Genomic DNA, 22,577 nt, shown 5'->3' on the forward strand with positions numbered 1-22,577 from the left:
GATAAGAATGGTTAAAATAACTGATACTACTTTTAGAGATGCACAACAATCCTTAATAGCCACAAGGATGAGAACTGAGGATATGTTGCCAATTGCCGAAAAGATGGATGAAGTTGGGTTCTATTCTATGGAAGTTTGGGGAGGAGCTACTTTTGATGTCTGTATTAGATATTTAAATGAAGATCCTTGGGAGAGGTTAAGAGAGTTAAAAAAGAGGATTCAAAATACTCCATTACAGATGCTTTTAAGGGGGCAGAATTTGGTTGGTTATAGGCATTACCCTGACGATATAGTTGAAAAATTTGTAATTAAAGCATACGAAAATGGAATTGATATATTTAGAATTTTTGATGCCTTGAATGATGTAAGAAATATGATAACTGCTATAAAGACTGCTAAAAGAGTAGGGGCAGAGGTTCAAGGGGCGATATGTTACACAATAAGTCCAGTTCATACAATTGATCAGTATGTAGAATTAGCAAAAAAGTTGGAGGAATTAGGTTGTGATACAATATACATTAAAGATATGGCAGGATTATTAACACCTTATGAAGGTTATGAGTTAGTTAAAAGACTTAAAGAAGAAGTTTCAGTCCCTGTTGGGGTTCATAGTCACTGCACAAGTGGATTGGCTCCGATGACATACATAAAGGTTATTGAGGCAGGGGCAGATATTGTAGATTGTGCAATATCTCCATTTGCTATGGGAACTTCTCAACCACCAACAGAGAGTATCGTGGCGGCGTTAAAAGGAACTAAATACGATACAGGATTGGATTTAAAATTATTAAATGAAATTAGAGATTACTTTATGAAGGTTAGAGAAAAATACAAAATGTTAATATCCCCAATCTCCCAAATTGTAGATGCAAGAGTTTTAATATACCAAGTTCCAGGGGGAATGTTGTCAAACTTAATTTCACAACTTAAAGAGCAGGGTGCCTTAGATAAACTTGAAGATGTCCTAAAAGAAATACCAAGAGTTAGAAAAGATTTAGGTTATCCTCCATTGGTTACTCCTACATCTCAAATTGTTGGAACTCAGGCAGTTTTGAATGTCTTAACTGAGGAAAGATATAAAATTATCACTAATGAAGTTGTTAATTATGTAAAAGGATATTATGGAAAGCCACCAGCACCAATAAATCCAGAATTATTAAAGAGAGTTTTAGATGAAGGAGAAAAACCTATTACATGCAGACCTGCTGATTTATTAGAACCAGAATGGGAAAAGGTAAAGAAGGAAGCAGAAGAAAAAGGCATTGTGAAAAAAGAAGAAGATATCTTAACATATGCTCTATATCCACAAATAGCAGTTAAATTCTTAAGAGGAGAGTTAAAACCTGAACCAATACCAAAAGAGAAAGATATAAGAAAGATTTTAGAAATTCCAACAGAGTATATTGTTGAAGTTGATGGAGAAAAGTTCGAAGTTAAAATTGAGCCAAAGATAGGAACTGAATTGAAAAGAAAGAAAGAAATTATTACTGCTGAAATTGAAGGAGCAGTAACATCTCCATTTAGAGGAATTGTAACAAAAATTAAAGTTAAAGAAGGAGATAGAGTTAAAAAAGGAGATGTTATTGTTGTATTAGAGGCTATGAAGATGGAGCATCCAATAGAAAGCCCTGTTGAAGGAACTGTTGAGAAGATATTAATTGACGAAGGAGATGCCGTAAATGTAGGAGATGTAATTATGATTATAAAATAATCTAAATAATTCAATTAACCTTTTTTATGTTAGGGTGGAAAGTATGTTTAACAAGGTTTTAATTGCGAATAGGGGAGAAATTGCCATTAGAATTATAAGAGCATGTTGGGAACTTGGAATAAAAACTGTTGCAGTATATTCTAAGGCAGATAAAAAATCTTTACATGTTTCTTTGGCAGATGAGTCATACTGTATAGGAGAACCTCCAGCGGCGAAGAGTTATTTAAATATGGAAGCAATCCTAAATGTTGCTGAAAAGGCAAAAGTTGATGCAATTCATCCAGGATATGGATTCTTAGCAGAAAATGCTGAATTTGCAAGGGCTGTAAAAAAGGCAGGTTTTGAATTTATTGGGCCTAATCCAGATGCCATAGAGGCAATGGGTAGTAAAATTAATGCTAAAAAAATTATGAGAAAGGCCGGAGTTCCTTTAATACCTGGAAGTGAAGGGGCTGTTGAAGATGTTGATGAGGCAATAGAAATTGCGGAACAGATAGGATTTCCAGTTGTTGTAAAGGCCTCCGCTGGCGGTGGCGGAATGGGAATGAGTGTTGCCTATAATAAAGAGGAATTAAAAGAAGTTATTGAGTCAGCAAGAAATATTGCAAAAAGTGCATTTGGAGACCCAACGGTATTTATTGAAAAATACTTAGAGAATCCAAGACATATAGAGATACAGTTATTAGGAGATAAGCATGGAAATATTATTCATTTAGGAGATAGAGAGTGTTCAATTCAAAGAAGACATCAAAAGTTGATAGAGGAGGCTCCGTCTCCAATAATGACTGAAGAGTTAAGAGAAAGGATGGGGGAGGCTGCAATCAAAGCAGGTAAGGCAATAAATTACGATAGTGCAGGGACTGTTGAATTTTTATATGAAAATGGTAACTTTTACTTCTTAGAGATGAATACAAGGATTCAGGTTGAGCATACAGTTACAGAACAAGTTACTGGAATTGATTTAGTTAAGGCTATGATTAGAATAGCGGCAGGAGAGGAGTTAAATATAAAGCAAGAAGATGTTAAGATAAGAGGACATGCTATTGAGTGTAGAATTAACGCGGAAGATCCTTTAAATGATTTTGTTCCTTGCTCTGGAAAAATAAAACTTTATAGATCTCCTGGAGGGCCAGGAGTTAGAATAGATAGTGGAGTTTGTGGGGGAGCTGAAATTCCACCATATTACGATCCAATGATTGCAAAATTAATAACATATGGAAATAGTAGAGAGGAGGCAATAGCAAGGATGAGAAGGGCTTTAAAAGAATATGTTATTGTTGGTGTTACCACAAATATTCCATTTCATAGAGCTGTTTTAGAAGAGGAAAACTTCTTAAAAGGAAATTTATCAACACACTATGTTGAACAAAATATGCCTAAATTAAAGAAATTGATGGTCAAATATGCTTTAGAATCAAGAGATCTATATAGTGTTGTTTCAGAAAAAGTCTTTGAAAAAAACAAAAAGATTGCTGCAGCAATTGGTGGTATATCAATGCATATTAACCTTATAATAAAAGAAAATAATCAAGAATATAAAGGAGAGTAATATTTATATAACATAAAGAAATAGTTATAAAAAACCTCTTTAATGAAATTAGTTAAAGGTGATAAAATGCCAGGAACTAAGCAAGTTAATGTTGGTTCATTGAAAGTAGGACAGTATGTTATGATTGATGGAATCCCATGTGAAATTGTAGATATCAGTGTTTCAAAGCCAGGAAAACACGGAGGAGCTAAGGCAAGAGTAGTAGGAATTGGGCTATTTGAGAAAGTTAAAAAAGAATTCGTTGCTCCAACATCAAGTAAAGTAGAAGTTCCAATAATCGACAGAAGAAAGGGACAAGTTTTAGCAATTATAGGAGATATGGTTCAAATAATGGACTTACAAACTTATGAAACCTTAGAATTACCAATTCCAGAAGGTATTGAAGGTTTAGAACCAGGATGTGAAGTAGAGTATATAGAGGCAGTTGGTCAGTATAAAATAGCAAGAGTTCTTGGAGGAAATAAATAAATTATTTAAATTTCAAAAACACCATTTACAGTTCTTATATTGACATTATTTATATATTTCTTTGCTATTTTTCCCAATTCTCTTAGTTCTTTTTCTTTTGGAGAGGGTAGTTTTCTAAATTCTTTATTATAAGCATCTTTTGGTTCAAATTGTTGAATAACATATAAATCACAATTTTTAACAGTTTTTGCTATTTCCTTAATATCACTTTTATCCATAACCTTTGGAACATATGTAGTTCTACATTCAACAAATACATTATTTTTTTTACATAAATCAATAATTTTTAATATTTTATTTTTAATAGTTTCTCCATCTTCTTTACATTTTGTAAATTCCTTATATTTGTCAAATCTACATTTTACATCAACAGCTACATAATCAATAAGATTGTGATTTATTAAATATTCAATAACTTCTGGATTAGTTCCATTAGTGTCAATTTTCACTGGAAATCCATTTTTTTTCGCATATCTTGCTATTTCAATTACTGCATCTTTTTGTAGAGTAGGTTCTCCCCCACTTATAACTATTGCCTCAGAGAAGAAAAAATCTATATTTTTAAATAACTCATCCACAGTCATTTCATTTTTATGCTCTAAGATATATTTTAAATTGTGACAATATGAACATCTCATATTACAACCATACAAAAATATAACAGAAGAGCATTTTTTTGGATAATCAATTGTTGATAAATCTACAATTCCAGAAACGAGAACTTTCATATTTTCACCATATCAATTTTTATTATTATCAATTTGAAAATGTTAATATAATACTAACTCATCAATTGACATATAGACAAGCATTAACCTAATCATATAGATTGTTAAAGGTAAATATTCATTATAATGATGATAAGGTTGATTTAATATAATCTCAAATATAGCTATTATAATTCCGACTATTAAAAATGTTCCATCTATTTTTAGTAATTTTTTAAGTATTGGATTTCCTTCATTAAACCAATAAATCCCAATTAAGATACAGGTTGAAAATAAAAGAGTAGTAATGACATACAACAAATAACTAATTTCATCAGTACATTTAAATTGTATGATTAGTAGATAGAAACTAACAATAACTGATAAGAATAATATTCCAAACCAAATAATACTACCAATTATAAGCCCCAATCTTTTATTTTTCAGTTTTTTATTTTGCATTTCATTTATATCCATAACTATCACTTAATTTTTGTTAAAGTTTATTTTAATCTATAAATATTTATACATTGTTATTTTGTGTATAATATTGGAACTACTATAATCAAACCAAATAATAAAAAATAAAAATTTATTTGTCTAAATAATGTACAATCTTTTCAGAAATAAACCCAATCAATGGAAATCTAAACCATTTTCCACCAGAGGAATAATATGTTCCTAATAAAATTGGTGTTATAACAACTAATAGATACAATATTCCAAAAACAATCTCTAAATTATCAATCATAGGATTTTGAGTGTTTATGGATAAAATAAAAATATATTTACAAATAGATTTAAAGAATGGGATCGATAGGGATATAAATTCCAATAAAATTATGTGAATAAACATTGCCTGAATTGAATGGAATAATATAAATTTATTTTTCCTAAAAATAATAGCAAATATCAAAGGAACTAAAACTGGAAGTATTATGAAGGATATATAAGTTAAAGATGCCAAAACATACTCCATATTTATATTTTTTGTCATAAATACCCCCTTTATTATGAATTATAATCTATTTTTAATTTATTTAAATATTTATAAATTATCTTTATTATTAAACCAATCAATATCCAACCATACATAGATAGAGGAATTACTACAAAAGGACTGTAATAATAAATTCCACTCATATTTTTAGGAACAAATAATTTAACATAGATAAATAAAGGAAATGATAAAATATTATATGGAAATTTTGGAATGTCAAATTGTAAAAAAGGAATTATTAATCCAAAAACTGCTAAAAATAACAAAAATTTATCTTTTCTTAAAATATACAGTGTAGTTATAATTATACCCATAACCAAAAATAATTCTAATATGTATAAATATGGATTTATACTTAAGAATTGTAAAATTAACACTATAAAACATAATATAGACAGTATTAAGAACGACTTATCCTTTTTAACAATATATAATATAGATGAGATGATAAATAAAACTCCATATATTAGAACGTTTAAAATACTACTATTCACCTTTATAATTTTATAAGAATAAATTTTCTTTCAATATATTTAAAATTTTCTATATTAGTGTATAATGAAAGTTTAGTAAAAATATTAATGTAAATAAAAAGTAATTTAATTTTTCTTCCATAAAATATAACCAAAAATTAAAATTATTGCTATAACAATTCCAAGTAAGTAATAATTCGTCAGATTATTACTAGATTTATCAGTAATTATTTTGTTATTAGAAGACTTTTGGATATTTTCACTTAATTTATTCAAATTAGCAATTTTTTTATACGTTCCATTGTTAAAGATATATAATGATGAATCATTTCCAATTAAAATAAAGTATCTTCCATTATAACCAACATCTATTGAATTTAAATTGTCTATATCTATTTCAACAACTTTATTATTTTGTAAGTTAATTTTTTCAATTCCATAGAGGTAGGTTTTAATATCATAGGTATAATTTTTATTTTCTTCTATATTGCTTTCTAACTTCGGTAAATCATTAATATTCACAACCTTTTCTCCAACCTTTACTTCTTTATATTCTGTAAGATATAGAGGAGGGGTTTTATTATACTCTCTATATTTTTCTACGGTTTCTTTAGTAATATTATTTTTAACTTTAACCTTTTCTATTCTCCAAATTTCCATAACTGCCTTTTTGGGGTAAATTAAATAAATGTCATCTTTATTTATTGGAAAAACTTTATATATACTCTTATTTACACAAATAGTTTTTATTAAATTTAAGTCATTATCTAAAAGATATAATTTATTTTCTCCTACACAAATCCAGTAATTTCCATATTTATTATAAACTATTTGACATAATGAATAATTAAAGTATTTAAAATCGTAAAATATATTGTTATATTTCACTAAGAATTTTAAATAATTATCTACATATTTTAAACTGGTATCATTTTTCATATAAACGACTGAAAAAATCCCATTACCATAAATAAGCCAATATTTTCCTTTTGGATTGTAATCAAAACAATAATTTATTGGTTCAAATTCATAAAAATAATAATTCTTAGAGTGATTTATATATTTAAACAATTTAAACAAATACTTACTCAAATTTAAGTTTAAACCATAAAAACTATCTCCAATCCATATTAAGTTATTTGTAGTTGAGTTATATTTTAATTCAACCAATATTGGCTCTGCTCCCATACCTTCTTTATTATTAAAACATCCTAAAGCATCATTATTATTACTTTTTAGATTGTAAAATTCTCCTAAATTAAAACTATATAAATATAGTGTTCTATCGTTAATATCCAATTTACCAATACTACAACCATCCCAAGCATTACATACGATAAAAGTTCGATTTCCCAAGATAAAACTATCCTTATAATATAAATATCCAAAATGTCTGTTAATCTCTTCATTGGAGTATGTTTTATTTAGATAAACAATATACTTTGGAGTTATATTTTTCAGAGTTCCATTGTATAAATAAATGTTATTATTATAAATTATAATCAAAATGTCTCCATTATGTTGAATAGAACTCCATTTGCTATCTGATGCATTAACTGGGAGAATTGATATTAATATAAAAAAACTTAATAAAATTAGGAAATTCTTTTTTATTATCATTTTATCACCAAAATGTTTAAATAAAAAATTAATAAAAATAATAAATATTTATTACCATTCTGGACAAGTATATCTAACTCTATCAATGACTTCCTTTTTTGTATCAAAATAATATGCCCTCTGTGGCCAAATATCGCCAACTACTGAATCTTTCTGTGCATTAACGTATTCACATGCTCTTAATACTTTATTATAATTGCTAAGAACTTGGCTATCTGCTTCCAATTCGATATATGAATTCCAAGATGCTTCCCATATCCAGTTTAAAATCTCAACTAACTTATTATATGTATATTAAGAACCATCTTGCATTGTATTTCTTTGATAATAATTTGGCTGACAAAATACATAATTAAAATATTTCATGGTATTTTGTACTCCAGAATCTTCAAGTTGTTGAATTGATCTCCCTCCTAATGAGGGAATCCATATAAATTGTTGATATTGCTCGTTTCTTATGTAGTTAGATAACTCATTTAACTCATAATCGGTTATATAACCCCATTTAACTTGCCCACAAGATTCTAAATTCCAATAGAATCCAATTTGATAACCACTTGTATTGTCATATACTCCATCTATATAACCTTTCCAATAATCTAATCCTCTTCTTTCTCCACGATTACTACAACCTTCTTTATAATAAGGAATTGCAACAAAGTAGTCTATTCCTCTTAAATGATGGTCTATCCATTTTCCAAGTTCTTTACCATCATTATATCCATCAATATATAAAAAGCCACTTTGTGGTATATCTTTCCCTTCACTAACTTCCAAAGCAATTGCATAGTTAAAATTTCTATTTAGTAAATCGTTTACATTTCCATTAAATCTTTTTTCATATTTATAGTCATATCCAAAATACCATAATGCAAAACTTCCCATATCTATACACCAACTAAACTTTAAGATTATTGATAAGGCTCAGCTTCTATATAGAAGCTTCATCGCCACTTTATTTTTGTAAAGTTATATTTTCCAATTTTACGATAGAATTATTTTAGTTTTTAAATATTTATACATTACTGAGTTATTTATGATTCTTCCAATAAAATACACTACTTAGCAATGTATAAAAAGATTGATATTAAAGTTCTTAATAATAGTAAAATAGTAAATACTTTAAAAAAGTAAATTAATATTATTATAAAAAATAAAAAAATAAAATCATTATTTAGCAAAGTATTTTAAAACATCCTTTTCTGTAATAATTCCCTTTATTCTCATATTTTCATCAACCACAGGCAAAGCCCCTATATCATTGGTTACCATAATTTTAGTCACATCTTTCAATTTGTCTCCTTCTTTTGCAGTTATAACATCTCTTATCATTATTTCCTCCATTCTCACATTTGTTATTTCTCTAACATTTCCAGTCTGTAAGTGATTAAATGCCCAATCACTACCTAAAAGTCTAATAAAGTCAGTTGATGTTATAATTCCAACCAATTTCTTTTCACTAACAACTGGTAATCTTCTAAACTTATTTCTAACCATAGTTCTCGCAACATCTTTTAATCTCTCCCCTGGCGTAGCAAAAATAACTTTTCTCGTTATGTAATCATCTATAACTTCATTTTCATCTATCCTATCTAATAATGCTCTAATTACATCCCTTTCAGTAATCATTGATATTAATTGATAGTCATCATTGACTATTGGAACTCCACCAACGTTTTTCGTTAAGAAGGTTTCTATTGCGTCATCCAAATCAGCATTTTCTTTAAGTGTAATAACATTTTCTTCCATTATTTCTCTAACAGGCTCATTTATTGCGGCATATAGATTTCTATTATGTTTTTCTCTCGTTAAATTGTATTTTGAGCCCCCTCCCATAAAATCTACAATATCCATACTTGTTAATATTCCTACCAATTTGTTATTTCCAGGATTTACTATTGGTAATCTTCTGTATTTATTTTCGTTCATCGTCATTAAAGCCTTTCTTATTGTAGTAGTTGGATATATGTAAATTATTTCTTTATTTTGAACAACCTTCATTACTTTCACAATCTCGCCCTCGCAAAACCTTTTTAATGCAAAAATTCAGAAATTAAATTAATATTAAAAGTATTATTAAAGTATTATAACCAATATATATTTATTAAATACCTTATAAAATATTTTGCTATTTTTATCAAATACTATAAATGTGATATTCATGGAAGACAAAAACTTAGATAGAATTATTAAAGGAATAATAAGAGAATTTAAAGTATCATTTAAAAGAAAAAGATTAAAAGATTTATTAAATGAAGAGAAACCTCATATAATAATCAACGGTAAGAGGCATAGAATAAAGAGGAGAGAGCTTGAACTTCTAAGAGAGATAGGTAGTAGTGAAGATTTAAAGATTCCAATAGTTTTAGAAGTAGATCCTTCATTAGGTGGAGCTATAAAAGTTAGTGGTAAAGAAGAGGTAAAAGTAATTTCAAAAATATTAGGGAGAGATATAAATATGTTCTCAGAGGAAGATGTATTATACATATATAAACCAGAGTTGAGGATCGTTAGAAGAGAACTACCAACAACAACTCAAATTATATTTAAATTTTCTTTATACGATTAAATTAGTAAGTGATAATTATGAAAAGAAAAAAATATTATGGAAAAGATCCAATAAAAAGACTTTTATATGAAAAAAGAGAACAAATCTTTAAATTTTTATTTATTATGAATATATGGGTTTGGCTATCTGTATTTATTGGAGCAATTATATTTATATTTTTGATGGTAAAATATTCTTTAACATAAATATGGTGATAAAATGAATTTCATAGTTTGGCTGTTTGCAATTATTGCATTAAGTTTCTCAGCATTGGTAGGTTTAAGATTAGCATTTAAAAAAGGAACAGCCAATGTTTTAATTGGTGAATCTATATTGACAGCAGTTATTGGTACTTTACTAGTAGTAATTTCTCAAAAATACAATATTGCCTTTGCTAATAATATAGCATTGGCTATATTTATATGTGGTGTTGTTGGTGCATTTGCATTCTGTAAGGTAATAGGTGAAAATAATGGATCAAAGGCAAAACATCCAAATTAATAAAGAAGATATATTTATTGTAATTCCAGCATATAATGAAGAGAAAATGATTTCAACAACTTTAAAAAATTTGAAAAAAGAAGGATATAAAAACATAATTGTTGTTGATGATGGTTCAAAAGATAAAACTTACGAATTGGCAAAAAAAGAGGATGTTATTGTGTGTAGGCATATATTAAATAGAGGATTGGGAGGAGCATTAGGAACTGGAATTAAATGTGCTTTACTCTATAAACCAAAGGTTATTGTTACTTTTGACGCTGATGGACAACATCATCCTAAGGATGTTGAAAAAGTCGTAAAGCCAATATTTGAGGGATATGATTTTGTTATAGGTAGTAGGATGATGAACAAAAATGAGTTAAAGAATATGCCATTAGTTAAAAGAATTGGAAACTTTGGATTAAATTTTATAACTTACTTGATGGGTGGTTATTTAGTAACTGACAGCCAAAGTGGTTTAAGGGCATTTTCTTATGAAGCGGTAAAAAAAATTGTTAAGGAGTTAAAGAGTGATAAATACGAAGTTTCGTCAGAATTTTTAATTTTAGCAAAAAAATTTAATTTAAAAATTAAGGAAGTACCAATAAAAACAATATATACTGAATATTCAATGGCAAGAGGAACCAATGTTAAGACAGGATTTAAGATTTTATTTAAGTTGATTATGCAGAAATTAATTTAATTAGTGAGAGTATGTTACTTAAAAATTGTAGAATAGTAAAAGATAATAAGATTGTTGAATGTGATATTTTAATTGAAAATGGTAGAATTAAAAAAATCTCTAAGAATATAAATATAGATGATGAAAAAGTTAATTTAAAAAATTATATTGTCATTCCAGGAGTTATTGATGCTCATGTCCATTTTAGATGGGGAGAAAGTGAAAAGGAGGATTTTTTAAGTGGAAGTTTGGCAGGAATAAATGGAGGAGTGTGTTTTGCCATAGATATGCCTAACAATAAGCCTCCAATAACTACAAAAGAACTTTTTTATAAAAAACTTGAAGACTGTAAAAAAGAGAGTAAAATAAACATATTTTTAAATTTTGGCGTTACAGAAAAAAATTATCTTGAAAATGTAAAGGAGGCTATGGCTTATAAAATATTTATGGTTAAATCTGTGGGTGATTTATATATTGAAGATTATTCAAAGTTAAAAGATATTTTAAATCAAAATAAGCGTTTTTGTATTCACGCGGAGCATAAGGATATAATTAATAAAAATATGGAAATTTATAAGTTAGAGAGTTGGATAGACCACTGTAAAATAAGAGATGAAAAATCAGAAGTTGAGGCAGTTAGAGAAGTTATAAAAACCCTACTATTTATTGATAAAGTTGGGAAATATAAGCCACATATTCATTTTTGTCATATATCTACAAAAAAATCATTGGAAATAATAAAAGATGCAAAACAAAGATTAAAAAATGTTAAGATAACTGTTGAAGTTACTCCCCACCACATTTATTTAAATAAAGATATGGCTGAGGAATTAAAAGGTTTTGGAAAATTTAATCCACCCTTGAGGAGTAAGGAAGATAACATAGCGTTAATTAAAGGTATTATAAATAAAGATGTTGATATAATCGCCTCTGATCACGCTCCACATCTATTGGAAGAGAAACTTAAAGATGTTAAAAACTGTCCTTCTGGAATTCCTGGAATTGAGACTATCGTTCCATTAACTTTAAATTTAGTTAATAAAAATTTAATAACATTATTTGACGCTATAAGGATATTATCAGAGAATTCATCTAAAATATTTAATATAAATAACAAAATTGAAGAGGGTAATTTGGCAAATTTAACTATTGTTGATTTGAAAAAAGAAGGAAAAATTAATGCTGAATTATTCAAATCTAAGGCAAAATTTAGTCCTTTTGATAAATTTATAGTTAAAGGATTTCCAATTTATACAGTAGTAAATGGGAAATTATATGATGCAATTGGAAATATTATTTAGTTTTATTTAAAACTAATTATTGGTGTTCGGTGTTATGTATGATGGAAAGGATAACTATTACGATTCAAAAAGATCTTTTAAAAGAGTTAGACGAGATTACAAAAGAATTAAATAAATCAAGATCTGAAATTATTCGAGAATCTTTGGAAAATTATGTAAAAAAATATGAGTGGCTTCATAGAATAGAATCAAAGGCAGGAGATATAACAGTAATATTCCCAAAAAAAATATATAAGCAGATATTAGATATTGAAAAAAAATATAAAGATGTTATCTTAGTTTCTTTACAAGTTTTTGTTAATGACGAACTTCTTAGAATTATTGTAGTTAAAGGTCATCAAGAAAGAATAATTGAATTAACTGAAAAGTTAAAAAGTTTAAATAATGTAAAATATGCAAAATTAACAACAGTAGGAGTTTCTAAGTAAAAATTTAAAATTTTAAATGATTTCTTCTAATTTTTTTCTTAAAATGTCATTTACTAGTTTTCCATCAGCTTTTCCTCTTAATTTAGCCATACATCTACCCATTAAAAATCCATATGCTTTTAAACCTTTTTCTTTAACCACATCTAAATGCTCTTTAATTATATTTTCTATAATTTTCTCAACTTCTTCTTTTGATAATCTTTTTAGTCCTTTAATTTCTAAGATTTCATTTATATTTTTATCAGGATATTCACAAAATCCTTTTAAAACTTCAATAATCCCTTCCTTAGCAATTTCTCCATTAGACAGTGCATTAAATAATTCCTCAAAATGTCTATTTTCTAATTTATTTATGTCATAACCTTCTCTTCTAATCTCTTTTAATGTATTTTCTAATGTAGTAGCAATTAATGAAGGCTTAATATTTTTGAATTTATTGCATAAGTATTCAAACAAATCAACGTAATAGCTTAAAACCATTTTTTTTGCCAATTCATCATTTAATTTATATTCTTTCTTAAATCTTTCAAATTTCTCTTCTGGAAGTTCAGGCAAATTATTTTTTATTTCTTCAATCATCTCCTTCTTTATAGTTATTGGAGGTATATCTGTTTCAGGATACATCCTTGCGGCTCCGGGAAGAGGTCTTAAATATGCTGTATTTCCATCACTTAAAGCCTTTCTTGTCTCCTCTGGAACACCAATTAATGCTTCCTTAGCCCTTTCTATAACAGCCTCTAATGCCTTATCAACTTTACTTTCTTCATCTGCAACTATAACTATGGCATCTTTTTCATTTGCATTTAAATATTCTCTAAGTTTTTTAACATCTTTTTCAGTAATTCCATATTTTGGTAATTCATCTGTATGAAAGATTCCTCCTACTCCGGCTATAACCTTAGCCCTATCTGAAAATTCAGTCCCCAATCTCCTACCTGGCTGAATTTCTCTACCAACCAAACCAGAAAATCCTTTTAATAAAACTGCTTTAACCTTTCCATTCTTTTTCTTTAAAGCGTTTTGTATAATTTTTGATTTACAATCTTTAAATATTTCTGTAACATCATATATCTTCTCAACAACTTCTGCATTTCTTTTTCTTAATTCATCTCTAATCTTTAATAAGTTTAGTTGTCTTATAACTTCATTTTCAACAACTTTTTCAATTAAATCTAAATCTTGCACTCCTTTAACTTCAATTCTTGTTCCATCTTTAATTGATATATTTATATCTTGTCTTATAGTTCCCAATCCTCTTTTAACCTTTCCAGTAGCTCTCAAAATTTCCCCAATTCTTCTTGCCGCTTCTTTAGCCATTTTTGGTGTTTTAATGTCTGGGGCCGTAGAAATTTCTACCAATGGAATTCCCAACCTGTCTAAGTTATAAACAACTGCATCATCCCTCTCTTCAATTTTTCTTGCGGCATCCTCTTCCAAACATAGACTTGTTATCCCTACTTTACCTTCAGATGTTTCTATATATCCATCTCTTGCTAAAAATATAGTCCTCTGAAAACCAGATGTGTTAGAGCCATCAATAACTATCTTTCTCATAACATAGGCAACATCAACAATAGACATATTCATCAATAAAGCCACTTCTAACGCTATCTTTAAAGCCTCTTCACTTGGTAAATGTGGGGGCTCTTCATCTAATTCAACCAAACAAGTTGTGTCATTGTAATATTGATAAATATATTTCTTTCCTTTCCTTGCCTCTATTAAAGCCGCTCTATCAACTTCTCCCATCTCACTCAAAGAAGGTCTTAAAACTCTAACAATCTCTCCATCTGGCTCATCATCTCTTAAAATAGTAGGACAGTGGCAGAATAACTTTCTCTTTGTATTTAACTGTTGATGAATTTCCAATCCAACCTTTAAACCAATTTTTTCATAATCAATCTCCATTTTATCACCGTAAATTTACACATTTATTTAATAACAGTTATTTAATAACAGTCAAATCTACTCCTATATTCAATTTCTCCAATTAAATTTTTGTTGATTAATCTTTTAACTTCCTCTGGCTCATAATTTCCTAAGAGATACATTAATTTAACTAAGGCAACCTCTGGTAACATATCTTCACATCCAATAACTCCTAACTTTTGCAATTCTCTACCATTTGAATAAACATTCATATTCACTCTTCCATTTATCGTTTGAGTTGTCATAACGACAATAACATCATTATCTATCGCATACTTTATGTCATCAAATATATAATCTGGAGCATGTCCCAATCCAGTTCCTTCTAAAACAATTCCTTTATAACCTTTATCAACATAAAATCTAATAATATCCCCATCCATACCCGGATAGATTTTTATTAATGCCACTTTTTCCTCTAAGTTAGTGTTTATTTCTACATTTTTTGTATTTTCTGATTTTTCCACTTCTTGCAAATAAATAATTTCCTTTGTGAATGGATTTATTTTTGCAACAGGGATTGTATTTATAGATTTAAATGCATCCCTTCTTGAAGAATGACATTTTCTAACTTTAACTCCTTTATGTAAATAACAGAATGTATCTCCACTCTCCCCGTGCATAACAACATAAACCCCTTTAATATTCTCTTTTGCTGCTAAGACAGCACTTATTAAGTTTAAAGGAGCATCTGATGAAGGTCTGTCACTACTTCTCTGAGCACCAACTAAAACTATTGGAACATCTGCCTTAACCATAAATGATAATGCTGAGGCAGTATAACTCATTGTATCTGTTCCATGTGCTATAACAATCCCATCAGCCCCATCTTCTATCTCTTTTTTAATCTCTTCGGCAATCTTTTTCCAATACTCTGGCTTCATATTTTCGCTTAGTATATTTAAAATAGCCCTCCCTTTTATATTGGCAATATCTAAAAGTTCTGGAACTGCCCTAATTAAATCATTTGCTGTAAAAGAGGGATGAACAGCCCCTGTTTTATAATCCACTTTTGATGCAACAGTTCCACCAGTGGATAAAATAGACACTGTTTTTAAATTTTCATTCTTTTTAATATTTAAAGGAGGAAGTTCATACTTTGGCTTTTCTCCCTTGGCTACAACTTCAATATTTTTTATATTTTCTTTTAGTATACCAACGTTATAACCGTTTTTCATCTTTATTGTTATAATATTTTCATCTGTTGAAGGTAATAAGAGACCTTCAAAAATTCCTTTATCTGTTTCTATTTTGACGATATCTCCAACCTCCATTATTTCACCTTATATTTTTACTATTTATAGAAATTAAAGTATGAAAAAAAATATAAAAATCTTTATTATAAAAATTAAAATAAGTTCAAATATTTTAATTAATATGTTTAAAATAAAAAATAAAAAGTGGCGTCAGTTCGCCCATCACTCATCACAGTTCAGCAGCTACTCCGTTCATCATCCGCCATTATTATTATTTTAAATTTATAGTATATAATTCTATTGGTGGTTCGTATGAATGTTGAGGAAATAAAGAAATACATAGAAAAAAATTACAATAAATTGCCAGAAGGTTGTAAGCAGTGCGTTAAGGGAGAGAAGTTAGTTTTATTTATTACTGGAATTTGTAATAGTAATTGCTATTATTGCCCACTATCTGAAAAAAGAAAAAATAAAGATGTAATATATGCAAATGAAAGATTGATTACAACTGTTGAAGAGGCAATTGATGAGGCAAAGTTATGTAGTAGTAGAGGAGTTGGTATAACAGGAGGAGATCCTTTACTAAAAATAAATAGAACTGTAAAATTTTTAAAGGCTTTAAAAGATGAATTTAAAGAGTTCCACGCTCATCTATATACTACGCCAGAAAGTGTAACTGAAGATAAATTAAAAATATTAAAAGAAGCTGGTTTGGATGAAATAAGGTTGCATCCAACAAAGATATTTAATGAAGGATATAATGAGGAGTATGTAAAATTTTTATGTGATAAGTTGAGTTTATGTAATAAATATATTGAAGATGTTGGCGTTGAAATTCCAGGGATTCCAAATATGGAAAATGAGATTTTAAAGTTGGCTGAATCTGTTGATGGATTAGCAAAATTTATGAATATTAATGAATTTGAATTTTCTGAAGAAAACTATTATGAATTAGAAAAGAGAGGGTTTTATCCAAAGAATGATGTTAGTAACGCTATAGCAGGAAGTGAAGAAACATCTTTAAAAGTTATTAAAGAATTTAAAGGAAATATGTTTATCCATTACTGTCCATCAGTTTTAAAGGATGCTATTCAAATGAAAAATAGACTTATAAATAGGGCTAAAAATGTTGCTAAACCTTATGAAGTAATAACTGACGAGGGTTTATTATTAAGAGGAATCATGATTTTTGATAATAAAGAGGATTTAAAAGAAATTGCAAATATATTGGAAGAAAATGAGATAGAGTTTGAAATTATTGACAATAAAATTTATTTAAATCCATTTATATTGGAGGATATTATAGATGAGATGAAAAGGCAAAGATTTCCAATAACCTTTTCAGCATATATTTCAGAGGTTTATCCTACATCTGACGCTCTTGAAGTGGAAAGAATTCCCTTAATAACTAAAAAGTTGAGATTTAGAAGAAGGAGAAGAAGATAAAGAAAAATAAGGGAAATAGTATGATATATGATTTTAGAAAAAAATCAAAATTTGGTTATACCACTGGCTCTTGTGCCACTGCTGGGGCTTATTCAGCATTGTATTATTTAAAATTTGGAAAAAAACTTGATTATGTTGAAATTGAAAATTTAAATGGAGATAAGTTAATCATTCCAATAAAAAAAATTGAAAAATTAGATGATAATAGAGCGAGGGCAGTAGTTGTTAAAGATGCTGGAGAAGATATAGATATAACTAATGGCGTTGAGGTTATAACTGAAGTTGTATTAAAAAAAGGGAAAAGAGATGTTGTAATTAAAGGTGGGGAAGGAGTAGGAATAGTTACTAAGGATGGTTTGCAGGTAAAAAAAGGAGAGTATGCAATAAATCCAAAGCCAAGGGAGATGATTAAAACAAATCTATTAAAATTGCTAAATGATAATGAGATGGTTGAAGTTATAATATCAATACCAAAAGGTAAAGAGTTATCTAAAAAGACATTAAATCCTAAGTTAGGGATTATTGGTGGATTGTCAATATTAGGAACCACTGGAATAGTTAGACCTATGTCTAACGAGGCTTATATGAATTCTTTAGTACCTCAAATAGATGTAGCATTGGCAAATGGATTTAAAAGATTAATTTTTGTTCCTGGAAATATTGGAGTAAGATTTGCTAAACAAATATTAAAGGCAAAAGATGAGGAAATTATTGAGGTTTCAAACTTTTGGGGATTTATGCTCGATAAAGCAAAAGAGAAAGGTGTTAAGGAAATAATAATATTGGGGCATGCTGGGAAAATAATTAAGTTATCTGGTGGAATTTATAATACTCACTCAAAAGTTGCTGATTGTAGAAATGAGATTTTAACTGCCTATTCCTCTTTATTTATTGATGATAAGGAGGATTTAAAGAAAATTTTATATTCAAACACTACTGAGGAAGTTTTAAAAATTTTAGAGAAAAGAGGAGTTTTAAAAGATGTTTTTAATCTTATAGCTAAAAGAGTTGTTGAAAGAGTTAGTGAAAGATGGAATGGAATTAAATTTGGATGTATAGTTGTAGATATGAAAGGGAACATATTAGGAAGTTATCTAACTGATTTAAACAATAAAAATAAATAATAGAGGATAAAATGGACGAAATAACAATAATTGAAATAATTAAAAAAACCTTAAAGTATTCTAATAATTATATTACAAAAGGAATTGATGATGATTGTGCAATTATAAAGATTAATGATAATCTTTATTTAGTTTTTACAACAGATATGATGATTAAAAAAACTCACATTCCTTCTATATTTAAACCCTACGAAATTGGAGGGAGAATTTTAACTGCAAATGTTTCTGACATTGCATCTATGGGTGCTAAACCTTTGGCGTTTTTATTGTCAATATCTTTATCTGAAAAAGAGGCAAATGAAAATTTTATTAAAGAACTCTACACTGGTTTAAATGATTTCTCTAAACTGTATGACTGTCCAGTAGTTGGTGGAGATACAAATAAAGGAGATGAACTAATTTTATCAGGCTCTGCAATTGGGATAACAGATAATCCAATTTACAGGAAGGGAAATGTTGGAGATTGGATATGTGTAACTAACGATTTAGGGAGAGTTTATTGTGCCTTAACCTTATACTATATGTTTAAAGATAAAAAAATTAGTAACAGTGAGTTTAAAAAACTCTGTGAGAAATATCCTAAAATTATTGAAAAATTAAAAAAACCTATCGCGAGAGTTAAAGAAGGAATTTTAATGAATAAATATATAAGTGGATGTTGCGATATTTCAGATGGTTTGGGGAAAGAAATTAAATATTTTAAAAATTTTGAGTTATATGAGGATAAAATCTATAAATTAATTCCAGAAGATGTTATTGAATTTTGTGAAGAATTTAATCTTAACCCTATAAAAGTTGTTTTAAACAGTGGAGAAGAGTTTGAACTTTTATTTACAACATCAAAATATAATAAAGTTAAAGATATTGTAAAGGATTATTCAAAAATTCACAAAATTGGCAGAATTATAGAAAAAGGGCAGTTTATAGATGGAGAACAATTTCGTGGTGGTGGCTATATTCACAAGTGGTAAAAATAAAAAAGAAACAATTGTATTTTTAATAAAATTTTATATCCTATTCTTTTTTCTATTTTTTATTTTGAATTATTTTGGAGAATATATTGTTGAAGTAGTTACCTATCATTCATATATTTTTGTTAAACTAATAATTCCTAATGCAAAAATTGTAAATAACATTATATATTTACCAAATGCAAATATAGAAATAATCAAAGAATGCACTGGAAGTTTTATAACATCTGGAATATTATCTCTCACTATTTTATACTCCAAAAATATTAAAGAATTTATAATTGGGTTATTTTTCCTATTATTGGCATTTTTTGTAAATATTTTTAGAATTGTTTTAGTTTGTTATTTTGTAAATCTTCATCCCAAAAATCCAATATTTTATCACGATATTATAGGATATTTAGTTTTATTAACTTTTGTTCCAATATTAGTTTTAGGATATTTGAAAGTTATTGACATTATTAGAGGGAAAGAATGCAGTATATAAGGGTAAATACATTAAAAATAGATCCTAAAATACTAAAAAAAAGATTAGAAGAGAAAAATATTATCTTAGAAGAAACTTTCCTACATTATGCTTTTAAAGTAATAAAATCTCCATTTTCTATAGGTTGTACTCCTGAATACTTATTTGGCTATTACATTCCTCAATCTATCTCCTCAATGATTCCTTCAATTGTCTTAAATCCAGAAAAAAATAGTTTTGTATTAGATATGTGTGCCGCTCCCGGAGGGAAAACAACACATTTAGCCCAATTAATGGAAAACTCAGGAACAATAGTGGCTGTTGATATAAGTAAATCAAGAATTAAAGCATTAAAATCAAACATAAATAGAATGGGAATTTTAAATACAATAATTATAAACAAAGATATGAGAATATACAAAGATTACTTATTAAAAAATAATATCCTTTTTGATAAAATTTTGTTGGATGCTCCATGCACTGGAAATATAGTTAAAGATAAAAATAGAAATGTTTCAAAAGAGGATATAAAATACTGTTCATTGAGACAGAAAGAACTATTAAATATAGGAATTGACTTACTAAAAGAAGGGGGAATCTTAGTTTATAGCACTTGTTCTGCCGAAGAGGAAGAGAATGAGGAAGTTATAAGATACATATTAAATAAAAGAGATGATGTAGAACTTTTACCAATTGAAAACAACTTTAAAAAAATAAATGTAATTGGAGGGGGAATAGAAGGAACTTTAAGAGTAATTCCTCCAAATGAGCCATTCTTTATCGCAAAACTTAGAAAAATTAAAAGTTAAATTTTATAAAGAATTATTAAGGTGATGCTTTGAGTGAGGATTTAATTGTTATTGATGGTAGTTATTTAGAAGGTGGAGGACAGATTGTTAGGACCTCTGTAAGTTTATCTGCATTAACGCAAAAACCAGTAAAAATAATAAACATTAGAAAAAAAAGAAAAAATAAAGGTTTATCTCATCAACATGTTGCATCTGTTAAGGCAGTAAAAAAACTTTGCAATGCAGAAGTTTATGGGCTGTATGTTGGTTCTGAAGAGTTAATTTTTATTCCTTCAAAATTAGCTCCAAAAGATTTTGAGATAAATATAGGAACTGCTGGTAGTATATCCTTAGTTATACAGACATTATTACCTTTATCCTTAGGGATTGATAAAAAATTTACAGTGAAAATTAAAGGAGGAACTGATGTTAAGAAATCTCCACCAATAGACTACGTTAAAAATATAACTCTAAAAATTCTCAAAGATTTTGGAATATTGACTGAATTGAAAGTATTAAAAAGAGGATTTTATCCAGAAGGTGGAGGAGAAGTTATTTTTACAGTTAAGCCATCAAAAATTAAAAAATTTAACTTAATAGAGCATTCTAAATCTGATTTAGTTGAGGGAATTAGTTATGTGCAAAATTTAGATGTAAATATAGCGAGAAGAATGAGAAAAAAGGCAGTAGAATTATTAAATAAAGAAAAACTAACTCCAAATATAAAAATAGAAACTTCAAGAGGTTTATCCACTGGGGCAGGAATTGTATTATGGAACGACACTATTGGAAGTAGTTGTTTGGGTGAAAAAGGATTGAGGGCAGAAATTGTTGCCGAAAGGGCTGTAAGAGAGTTATTGGCAGCAAGAAATACGGGAATGGCTTTAGATAAATATATGGGAGATCAAGTTATTCCATTTTTAGGATTTGGTAAAGGAATAGTTGGAGTTTCAGAAATTACAAATCATACAAAAACTAACATTTGGGTGGTTAAGCACTTTTTAGATGTAGATTTTGAAATTAAGGAATATAAGGAAAATAGTTGTAGTGGTTATACTATTGAGGTGATTTAGATGTTTGAATATTTTGAAACTACTGCAGATATGGGTGTTATTGCTAAGGGGAAAAGTTTAGAAGATGCCTTTAAAGAAGCGGCTAAGGGACTTTTTCACATAATGGTAGATATAGACAAAGTTGATAAAAAAGAAAAAATAGAATTTGAAGTGTCAGGAGAAAATTTAGAAGAACTTTTATATAATTTCCTAAATGAGTTGATTTTTTATAGTGATGTAGAAAATTTAGTTTTTAGTGACTTTAACATAAAAATTGAGAAAGATAATAATGGATATAAATTAAAATGCATAGCATATGGAGAAAAAATAAACAAAGAAAAACATAACATAAAAGAAGAAGTAAAAGCAGTAACTTACCATAAAATGGAAGTTAAAAAAGAAGAAGATATGTGGATAATAAAATATATAGTTGATTTATAAAAAGAGGCATCAGTCGGCTTGCTACTCATCATCACTCAGACGGGGATAAACGTCATCATCTGCCGGATACATATAGAGTTAATGTTTTATAATTTATATTATAAAACAAATAAATTAGATTGTGACAAAATTAAAAAGATTAATGGGAGAGTTACCAGTAGCACCATTTGAAAGAATATTGAAGAAGGCAGGAG

At 28.0% G+C, this 22,577-nt stretch carries 26 protein-coding genes; 16 read left to right on the forward strand and 10 right to left on the reverse strand.

Translation table 11 applies throughout. The annotated features are described in order from the left end of the window. The first annotated feature begins 7 nt into the window (after nucleotides 1-7). The 3 genes from oadA to eif5A all read left to right on the forward strand — a co-directional run bounded on the left by oadA (nucleotide 8) and on the right by eif5A (nucleotide 3,728). A complete protein-coding gene (oadA, locus tag HZY31_RS02970) occupies nucleotides 8-1,711 on the forward strand; it encodes a sodium-extruding oxaloacetate decarboxylase subunit alpha (RefSeq protein ID WP_297317980.1) in 1,704 nt (567 codons plus the stop codon). Nucleotides 1,712-1,754: 43 nt separating this feature from the next. Beyond that, the gene (locus HZY31_RS02975; RefSeq protein WP_297317981.1) at nucleotides 1,755-3,260 is read left to right on the forward strand and encodes an acetyl-CoA carboxylase biotin carboxylase subunit; all 1,506 of its coding nucleotides are present in this window, start codon (nucleotides 1,755-1,757) and stop codon (nucleotides 3,258-3,260) included. A gap of 66 nt (nucleotides 3,261-3,326) precedes the next feature. Next, entirely contained in the window at nucleotides 3,327-3,728 is a 402-nt protein-coding gene (gene eif5A / locus HZY31_RS02980; RefSeq protein WP_297317982.1) for a translation initiation factor IF-5A, read from the forward strand. 5 nt (nucleotides 3,729-3,733) lie between these two features. Here eif5A and HZY31_RS02985 read toward each other — a convergent pair whose 3' ends face one another. The 8 genes from HZY31_RS02985 to HZY31_RS03020 form a co-directional block, all read right to left on the reverse strand. Further along, a complete protein-coding gene (locus tag HZY31_RS02985; protein ID WP_297317983.1) occupies nucleotides 3,734-4,456 on the reverse strand; it encodes an anaerobic ribonucleoside-triphosphate reductase activating protein in 723 nt (240 codons plus the stop codon). Nucleotides 4,457-4,498: 42 nt separating this feature from the next. Beyond that, complete coding sequence (locus HZY31_RS02990) at nucleotides 4,499-4,912, reverse strand: hypothetical protein (RefSeq protein ID WP_297317984.1); 414 nt, start codon at nucleotides 4,910-4,912, stop codon at nucleotides 4,499-4,501. Between the two features lie 115 nt (nucleotides 4,913-5,027). Then, nucleotides 5,028-5,432, reverse strand: coding sequence for a hypothetical protein (locus HZY31_RS02995; RefSeq protein ID WP_297317985.1), 405 nt, complete (start codon nucleotides 5,430-5,432; stop codon nucleotides 5,028-5,030). Between the two features lie 14 nt (nucleotides 5,433-5,446). Further along, a complete protein-coding gene (locus HZY31_RS03000; RefSeq protein ID WP_297317986.1) occupies nucleotides 5,447-5,749 on the reverse strand; it encodes a hypothetical protein in 303 nt (100 codons plus the stop codon). Nucleotides 5,750-6,034: 285 nt separating this feature from the next. Next, nucleotides 6,035-7,528: a hypothetical protein gene (locus HZY31_RS03005; RefSeq protein WP_297317987.1), complete on the reverse strand. Its 1,494-nt coding sequence runs from the start codon at nucleotides 7,526-7,528 to the stop codon at nucleotides 6,035-6,037. Between the two features lie 51 nt (nucleotides 7,529-7,579). Then, the gene (locus tag HZY31_RS03010) at nucleotides 7,580-7,753 is read right to left on the reverse strand and encodes a hypothetical protein (protein ID WP_297317988.1); all 174 of its coding nucleotides are present in this window, start codon (nucleotides 7,751-7,753) and stop codon (nucleotides 7,580-7,582) included. A gap of 69 nt (nucleotides 7,754-7,822) precedes the next feature. Continuing rightward, the gene (locus tag HZY31_RS03015; RefSeq protein WP_297317989.1) at nucleotides 7,823-8,413 is read right to left on the reverse strand and encodes a DUF4855 domain-containing protein; all 591 of its coding nucleotides are present in this window, start codon (nucleotides 8,411-8,413) and stop codon (nucleotides 7,823-7,825) included. A 285-nt stretch (nucleotides 8,414-8,698) separates the two neighbouring features. Beyond that, nucleotides 8,699-9,538: a CBS domain-containing protein gene (locus tag HZY31_RS03020; RefSeq protein ID WP_297317990.1), complete on the reverse strand. Its 840-nt coding sequence runs from the start codon at nucleotides 9,536-9,538 to the stop codon at nucleotides 8,699-8,701. Nucleotides 9,539-9,689: 151 nt separating this feature from the next. Here HZY31_RS03020 and HZY31_RS03025 point away from each other — a divergent pair, with 151 nt between their 5' ends. Genes HZY31_RS03025 through HZY31_RS03050 form a run of 6 tightly spaced genes read left to right on the forward strand, consistent with a single transcriptional unit; the run spans nucleotide 9,690 to nucleotide 12,970 of the window. After that, nucleotides 9,690-10,097 (forward strand): DUF61 family protein, encoded by a 408-nt coding sequence (locus tag HZY31_RS03025; RefSeq protein ID WP_394357592.1) that lies wholly within the window; start codon nucleotides 9,690-9,692, stop codon nucleotides 10,095-10,097. Nucleotides 10,098-10,114: 17 nt separating this feature from the next. Then, nucleotides 10,115-10,282, forward strand: a complete 168-nt coding sequence (locus tag HZY31_RS03030; protein WP_297317991.1) for a hypothetical protein — start codon at nucleotides 10,115-10,117, stop codon at nucleotides 10,280-10,282. A 13-nt stretch (nucleotides 10,283-10,295) separates the two neighbouring features. After that, nucleotides 10,296-10,577 (forward strand): hypothetical protein, encoded by a 282-nt coding sequence (locus tag HZY31_RS03035; RefSeq protein WP_297317992.1) that lies wholly within the window; start codon nucleotides 10,296-10,298, stop codon nucleotides 10,575-10,577. Continuing rightward, a complete protein-coding gene (locus HZY31_RS03040) occupies nucleotides 10,549-11,262 on the forward strand; it encodes a glycosyltransferase family 2 protein (protein ID WP_297317993.1) in 714 nt (237 codons plus the stop codon). Before HZY31_RS03035 ends, HZY31_RS03040 begins: the two co-directional genes overlap by 29 nt. 11 nt (nucleotides 11,263-11,273) lie before the next feature. Then, the gene (locus HZY31_RS03045) at nucleotides 11,274-12,542 is read left to right on the forward strand and encodes an amidohydrolase family protein (protein WP_297317994.1); all 1,269 of its coding nucleotides are present in this window, start codon (nucleotides 11,274-11,276) and stop codon (nucleotides 12,540-12,542) included. A 41-nt stretch (nucleotides 12,543-12,583) separates the two neighbouring features. Then, on the forward strand, nucleotides 12,584-12,970 hold the full coding sequence (locus tag HZY31_RS03050) for a CopG family ribbon-helix-helix protein (protein WP_297318085.1): 387 nt from the start codon (nucleotides 12,584-12,586) through the stop codon (nucleotides 12,968-12,970). Nucleotides 12,971-12,982: 12 nt separating this feature from the next. On the opposite strand, the gene gatE is transcribed toward HZY31_RS03050, so the two are convergent. Both gatE and gatD read right to left on the reverse strand, forming a co-directional pair. Next, the gene (gene gatE, locus HZY31_RS03055) at nucleotides 12,983-14,878 is read right to left on the reverse strand and encodes a Glu-tRNA(Gln) amidotransferase subunit GatE (protein WP_297317995.1); all 1,896 of its coding nucleotides are present in this window, start codon (nucleotides 14,876-14,878) and stop codon (nucleotides 12,983-12,985) included. A gap of 41 nt (nucleotides 14,879-14,919) precedes the next feature. Beyond that, nucleotides 14,920-16,173: a Glu-tRNA(Gln) amidotransferase subunit GatD gene (gatD, locus tag HZY31_RS03060; RefSeq protein ID WP_297317996.1), complete on the reverse strand. Its 1,254-nt coding sequence runs from the start codon at nucleotides 16,171-16,173 to the stop codon at nucleotides 14,920-14,922. A gap of 234 nt (nucleotides 16,174-16,407) precedes the next feature. Here gatD and HZY31_RS03065 point away from each other — a divergent pair, with 234 nt between their 5' ends. Genes HZY31_RS03065 through HZY31_RS03095 form a run of 7 tightly spaced genes read left to right on the forward strand, consistent with a single transcriptional unit; the run spans nucleotide 16,408 to nucleotide 22,383 of the window. Continuing rightward, nucleotides 16,408-17,541, forward strand: coding sequence for a radical SAM protein (locus HZY31_RS03065; RefSeq protein ID WP_297317997.1), 1,134 nt, complete (start codon nucleotides 16,408-16,410; stop codon nucleotides 17,539-17,541). Between the two features lie 20 nt (nucleotides 17,542-17,561). After that, nucleotides 17,562-18,665 carry a cobalt-precorrin-5B (C(1))-methyltransferase CbiD gene (cbiD, locus tag HZY31_RS03070; protein ID WP_297317998.1) on the forward strand — a complete coding sequence of 368 codons (1,104 nt, stop codon included), beginning with the start codon at nucleotides 17,562-17,564 and terminating at the stop codon, nucleotides 18,663-18,665. Between the two features lie 11 nt (nucleotides 18,666-18,676). Next, nucleotides 18,677-19,636 (forward strand): thiamine-phosphate kinase, encoded by a 960-nt coding sequence (thiL, locus tag HZY31_RS03075; RefSeq protein ID WP_297317999.1) that lies wholly within the window; start codon nucleotides 18,677-18,679, stop codon nucleotides 19,634-19,636. Continuing rightward, nucleotides 19,593-20,123 (forward strand): archaeosortase family protein ArtE, encoded by a 531-nt coding sequence (artE, locus tag HZY31_RS03080; protein WP_297318000.1) that lies wholly within the window; start codon nucleotides 19,593-19,595, stop codon nucleotides 20,121-20,123. The genes thiL and artE overlap by 44 nt, the downstream gene beginning before the upstream one ends. Beyond that, nucleotides 20,111-20,911 carry an NOL1/NOP2/sun family putative RNA methylase gene (locus HZY31_RS03085; protein WP_297318001.1) on the forward strand — a complete coding sequence of 267 codons (801 nt, stop codon included), beginning with the start codon at nucleotides 20,111-20,113 and terminating at the stop codon, nucleotides 20,909-20,911. Before artE ends, HZY31_RS03085 begins: the two co-directional genes overlap by 13 nt. A gap of 29 nt (nucleotides 20,912-20,940) precedes the next feature. Continuing rightward, the gene (rtcA, locus tag HZY31_RS03090) at nucleotides 20,941-21,963 is read left to right on the forward strand and encodes an RNA 3'-terminal phosphate cyclase (protein WP_463671215.1); all 1,023 of its coding nucleotides are present in this window, start codon (nucleotides 20,941-20,943) and stop codon (nucleotides 21,961-21,963) included. Further along, nucleotides 21,964-22,383, forward strand: coding sequence for an archease (locus tag HZY31_RS03095; RefSeq protein ID WP_297318002.1), 420 nt, complete (start codon nucleotides 21,964-21,966; stop codon nucleotides 22,381-22,383). Nucleotides 22,384-22,577: the final 194 nt, after the last annotated feature.

It is taken from the genome of Methanocaldococcus sp. (genome assembly GCF_024490875.1).
Classification (GTDB): domain Archaea; phylum AGJL01; class Methanococci; order Methanococcales; family Methanocaldococcaceae; genus Methanocaldococcus.